5 protein-coding genes are annotated in these 5,160 nt (G+C 66.9%); 3 read left to right on the top strand and 2 right to left on the bottom strand.

Annotated features, from left to right (window positions below):
• From DYI24_RS20680 to DYI24_RS20670, 3 genes are all read left to right on the top strand, one after another.
• The coding region (locus DYI24_RS20680; protein ID WP_164573656.1) for a TAXI family TRAP transporter solute-binding subunit at positions 1–968 on the top strand (968 nt) is incomplete at its 5' end.
• 26 nt (positions 969–994) lie between these two features.
• Positions 995–3,064, top strand: coding sequence for a TRAP transporter permease (locus DYI24_RS20675; RefSeq protein WP_164573655.1), 2,070 nt, complete (start codon positions 995–997; stop codon positions 3,062–3,064).
• A gap of 120 nt (positions 3,065–3,184) precedes the next feature.
• Positions 3,185–3,739 (top strand): hypothetical protein, encoded by a 555-nt coding sequence (locus DYI24_RS20670; RefSeq protein WP_164573654.1) that lies wholly within the window; start codon positions 3,185–3,187, stop codon positions 3,737–3,739.
• 56 nt (positions 3,740–3,795) lie between these two features.
• Here the strand turns inward: DYI24_RS20670 and DYI24_RS20665 are convergent, their stop codons facing one another.
• Positions 3,796–4,161 (bottom strand): Zn-ribbon domain-containing OB-fold protein, encoded by a 366-nt coding sequence (locus DYI24_RS20665; protein WP_164573653.1) that lies wholly within the window; start codon positions 4,159–4,161, stop codon positions 3,796–3,798.
• A partial coding sequence (locus tag DYI24_RS20660) for a thiolase family protein (RefSeq protein ID WP_164573652.1) occupies positions 4,158–5,160 on the bottom strand: 1,003 nt, incomplete at its 5' end. The genes DYI24_RS20665 and DYI24_RS20660, both read right to left, overlap by 4 nt.

Here is a 5,160-nt window from a genome sequence, read left to right as displayed (position 1 = left end):
TCCGCGTGCTGCCCGCCGGCAACGACGTCGCCCGCCTCGCCCCGCTGCGCAACGGCCGCGCCCAGCTCGCCTGGATGGGATCGGGCACTTACTTCGCACAGGAAGGCGTGTTCGAATTCGGTGCCAAGGAATGGGGCCCGCAGCCGCTGCAGATCACGCTCAGCGTGGTCGACTGCAACGGCTCCTCGCCCGGCGTCGCCGCCGACATCGGCGTCAAGGAGATCAAGGATCTGCGCGGCAAGCGCGTCGGCTTCGTGGTCGGCTCGCCGGCGCCCAACCAGAATGCGCTCGGCATCATGGCCTATGGCGGCCTGACCAAGGACGACGTCAAGATCGTCGAATTCGCCAGCTACGGCGCGATGTGGAAGGGCCTGGTCAACAACGACGTCGACGCCGCGTTCGGAACGACGATCACCGGCCCGGCCAAGGAAGCCGAGAGCTCACCGCGCGGCCTGATCTGGCCGCCGATGCCGCATGCCGACAAGGCGGCGTGGGAACGCGTCAAGAAGGTCGCGCCGTTCTTCAATCCGGCGATGTCGAGCTGCGGCGCCGCGCACCAGCCGGGCAAGCCGATCGAGCTGTCGAACTACCCGTATCCGATCGCCACCGTGTACGCGACGCAGTCGGCCGATCAGGTGTACTCGATCACCAAGGCGATGATCGTCGACTACGACGCCTATAAGGACAGCGCCCCCGGCGCCACCGGCCTCGCGGTGAAGACCCAGACGATGAAATGGGTGGTGCCGTTCCATCCCGGCGCGGTCAAGGCGCTGAAGGAAGCCGGCCAGTGGACTGCCGAAGATCAGACCCACAATGACGGGCTGATCAAGCGCCAGGAAGTGCTGGCCGCGGCGTGGAAGCAGTACGCAGCCGCGGCGCCGTCCGGTGATCAGGAATTCCGCGACGGCTGGATGACAGCAAGGGCCGCGGCATTGAAGCGGGCCGGCCTGCCGAACGGGTTCGAGTAACGCATCGCAACGCCGGGGACATTGCCATGCGCGCTGCTGAATCCGCCGCCCGCCCGACCAAACGGATCGTGCTCGACGATCCGCACTCGGTCGACAACATGCAGGAAGCCGAAGTCACCCGCGTCCGAAGCCTGACCGGCTTCTGGCGCTGGGCGCTGGTGGCCGCCGCCGCGGCTACCATCCTGCTGTGCATCAACCAGCAGTTCTCGCTGCGCTTCTTCATCGGCTACACCCAGCTCAATACGGAGTACTTCTATCTCCTGATTGCGCTGATGCTGCCGTTCACCTTCCTGATCTTCCCGGGAACATCGACCGCGCGGCTCGACCGCGTGCCACTGTACGACATCGCCTTGTTCGCCGCGACCGTGGTGGCGGCGCTGGTACTGATGGGCTCCATCCGCAAAGCGGCCGAAGCCGGCTGGGAGTTCGGCGGCGCGCCGACGCATGTGTTCATCGCCGGCCTGGTGATGTGGGCGCTGCTGATGGAGGCGCTGCGGCGCACCGGCGGCTGGAGCCTGCTGCTCTGCGTGTTTCCGTTCACGGTGTATCCGCTGTTCGCCGGTGCGCGCTGGCTCGGCCCGCTCGGCGGCTCGCAGTCGACGCTGGAACAGGCGACCGCCTACCACGTGCTGTCCGGCGAGAGCCTGCTCGGCATTCCGATTCAGGCGTTCGCCGACACCGTGATCGGCTTTCTGGTGTTCGGCACCGCACTGATGCTGACCGGCGCCGGAAAGTTCTTCATCAACCTGTCGTTCTCGATCTGCGGCACGTTCCGCGGCGGGGCCGCCAAGGTCTGCATCTTCGCCTCGGCGCTGCTTGGGATGATGTCCGGTTCGATCATCTCCAACGTGCTGACCGCCGGCACCATGACCATCCCGGTGATGAAGAAGAGCGGCTTCCGCGCCTCCTATGCGGCGGCGATCGAGGCCTGCGCCTCGACCGGCGCGGTGCTGGCGCCGCCGGTGATGGGCGCCACCGCGTTCGTCATCGCGCAGTTCCTCAACGTCTCCTATGCCGAGGTCGCGCTCGCCGCGATCGTGCCGGCGGCGCTGTATTACATCGGCCTGTTCATGCAGGTCGACGCCTATGCGGCACGGCACGGGCTCGAGGGCATCCCGCGCTCGGAACTGCCGAGCCTGTGGCAGACGCTGAAGGAAGGCTGGTACTACGCCTTCGTGATCGCCCTGCTGGTGGTGATGCTGCTGTACTTCAAGCGCGAGAGCCACGCGCCGTTCTACGCCACCGCGTTGCTGCTGGTGCTCAACCAGATCTTCTCCAAGGAGACCCGCTGGACTCTCGGCAGCATCGTGCGCTTCCTGGAAGTCAACGGCCGCACCTTCGTCGAGCTGATCGGCATCCTGGCCGGCTGCGGCCTGCTGATCGGCGCGTTCTCGATGACCGGCGTGATCTCCAGCCTCGCGGCGGATCTGTTGCGGCTGGCCGGCGACAACGCCTTCCTGCTGCTGGCGATGTGCGCCATCACCAGCCTGATCCTCGGCCTCGGCCTCACCACCACCGCTTGCTACATCTTCCTGGCGATCCTGGTGGCGCCGGCGCTGGAAAAGCTCGGGTTGAACCGGATGGCGGTGCACATGTTCATCTTCTATTGGGGCATGCTGTCGTCGATCACGCCACCTGTGGCCATCGCGTCCTTTGCGGCCGCCGGCATCGCCGGCTCACCGGCAATGAAGACCGGTTGGGAATCGATGTGGGTGGGCAGCATCATCTACTTCATCCCGTTCTTCTTCGTGATGAACCCGGCGCTGGTGCTGCAGGGGCCGAGCCCCTATCTCGCCGCGCTCGGCCTGCTGACGCTGGCGGCCGCGGGCACGCTGTGCATCTGCGGCGGCATCCAGGGCTATCAGGTCGGCATCGGCAATCTCCGCCGCGCCGGCGCGCTGGAATGGCCGCTGCGCATCGCGCTGGTGATCGGCGGCTTTGTGCTGGCGACGCCGGGCGGCGGCATCAACCCGCTGTCGCAGGTGCAAGTCACCTCGCTCGGGCTGTGCCTGCTGGTCCCGACGCTGGCGATCGCGCTGCTGCTGGTCCGCCGCGGCGATGGCGGAGGGCAGCGTCTCGCCCGCCCCATCGTGTAGCAGCTACCGCCGCGGCGCCGGGCAAAGCACCGACGCCGCGGCGGTCTGCCGGTTGATTTTGCTGGACACACTACGCGCATTGGCTGAGCATCCTGGCGTTTCAAACCAAGGAGCTTTGCAATGCAGCGTGTATTGGAAGTCACTTCGGTTGAGCTCAGCCTGGTCAAGACCAAGCCTCCGCAAATTCACATCGTCACCCACGGCACGGTGCCGACCTCCGGCTGGAAGCAACCGCGGCTGTCGCCGTGGTTCTACATCCGGCCACCGGACGACGGCATTCAGGACTTCGATTTCGTCGCCGATGCACCGACCGGGATCGTGCTGCCGGTGATCACGCCGATCGTCGGCGAAGCCACCATCCCGCGCGATCCCGCCGATTATTGGGGCCCGGGCAAAGCGCTCCGCGGTGTCCGCATCCACGCCCGCAGCAGCACTCGGGAAGCGACCTTCGGCGACGCCGAAGAACTCGCCCAGGCGATCTCGCTGTTTCGCGGCGACGACGATCCGATCCCGTGGCTGATCTTCACCGCGACATCATCGGAATGCGACCTGACCGGCAAGGTGCTCCGCGTCTATCACACCGGCGACGTGCTGACCCGCGACTACCGGACCGACCGCGGCAATGTCGAGCTCGACCCCAATACCCAGCGCGTCGTCCGGGTGTGGTGTGGATGAATTTCTGAGATGTCCAAGCGGCGGGCTCCGCGCGCCCGCCGCCGCACGTCCGGTGATCAGCCCGGCAGCTTCTCGAACATCGGCACCAACAGGCCGGTGAAGCTGGTGAACCCGGCGCGGACACGGTCGCCGATCACCAAATCGTGGGCGCCATGGGCCATCATCCGGAATCCCTCGGCACAATCGACCAGCACGATCTTGAACGGCACATGCGCCCGCGCCTCCGCAGTGGCGGCGCGATGCACCAGGGTCCCGGCGCACACCACGCCCTCGCCGCTCGCGACCATCGTCGTCAGCTCCTCGCCCCCGCAGGCCGCGCAAAAATCCCGGCGGAAATACTGTACCGCGCCGCAGCCGCCGCAGCGCTGATAGGTGATCGTCGGCTCGCCGCCGGTCCAATCGGGCATCGCCATCTCGCTCATCGCACCCGCTCCAGGATCATGCTGACATGCGACGACAGCACGCCGCCATCGCCGTGCAGCAACGCCACCGAGGCATCGTGGACCTGACGATCACCGGCCCGGCCGGTCATCTGTAGATGCGTCTCGACCAGATGCGCCATCGCGCCGCCGACGCCGCAATGGCCGTAGCTCAATAGTCCGCCATGAGTGTTCAGCGGCATCGCGCCGTTCCGCGAGAAGTAGCCGTCACGCGCCCGCGCCGCCGCCTCGCCTCGGCCTGCGAGCCCGAGGTCTTCGAGCAGCATCAACAGCGTGATGGTGAAGCTGTCGTACACGGCGGCATACTTCACGTCGGACACCGCAGCGCCGCTCGCCGCCCAGGCCCGCGCGATCGACTGCTCGGCGCCGGACGGCCCTTCGGCCGGCATCGCGGTGACGTGTTGATGGGTGTGGGCCTGACCGCAGCCGCGCACCTTGATGCGATGTTCGGTGGTCGGCTCGCGGCTGATCACCAGCGCGGCGCCGCCGTCCGACACCGGGCAGCAATCGAGCAGCTTCAGCGGTGAGGCGATCGGTTTCGACGCCATCACCTCGGCGACGCTGATCGGCTCGTGAAATTGGGCGCCCGGATGAGTGATTGCGTGACTGCGCATCAGCACCGCGAACTCGGCGAGGTCTTCCTCGGTGACGCCGTGGTCGTGCATATAGCGCGATGCCACCAGGCCGTAATAGGCCGGGATGGTCGGCCCCAGCGGCACCTCGTAGATCGGGTGACCGACCTGCGCCAGCGCCTGCACCGAGGCATCGCGGCTCTGGCCGGTCAGCCGGTTCTCGCCGCCCACGACGAGGATGTTCTTGGCCGCCCCGCTCTCGACCAGCTGATGCGCCAGCATCGCCATCGCCATGCCGGTGGCGCCGCCGACCTGCACCGCGTGGCAATAGCTCGGCCGGATGCCGAAGTGCTCGGCGAACACCGTCGCCAGCATGATATGCGGCATCGTGGTCGAATAGCCGCACAAC

The sequence above is a fragment of the Rhodopseudomonas sp. BR0C11 genome (assembly GCF_010820945.1).
GTDB classification, from domain to species: Bacteria; Pseudomonadota; Alphaproteobacteria; order Rhizobiales; family Xanthobacteraceae; genus Rhodopseudomonas; species Rhodopseudomonas palustris_H.
The sequence above is the reverse complement of the archived record's forward strand: the minus strand, read 5'-3'. Positions and strand labels throughout refer to the sequence as shown.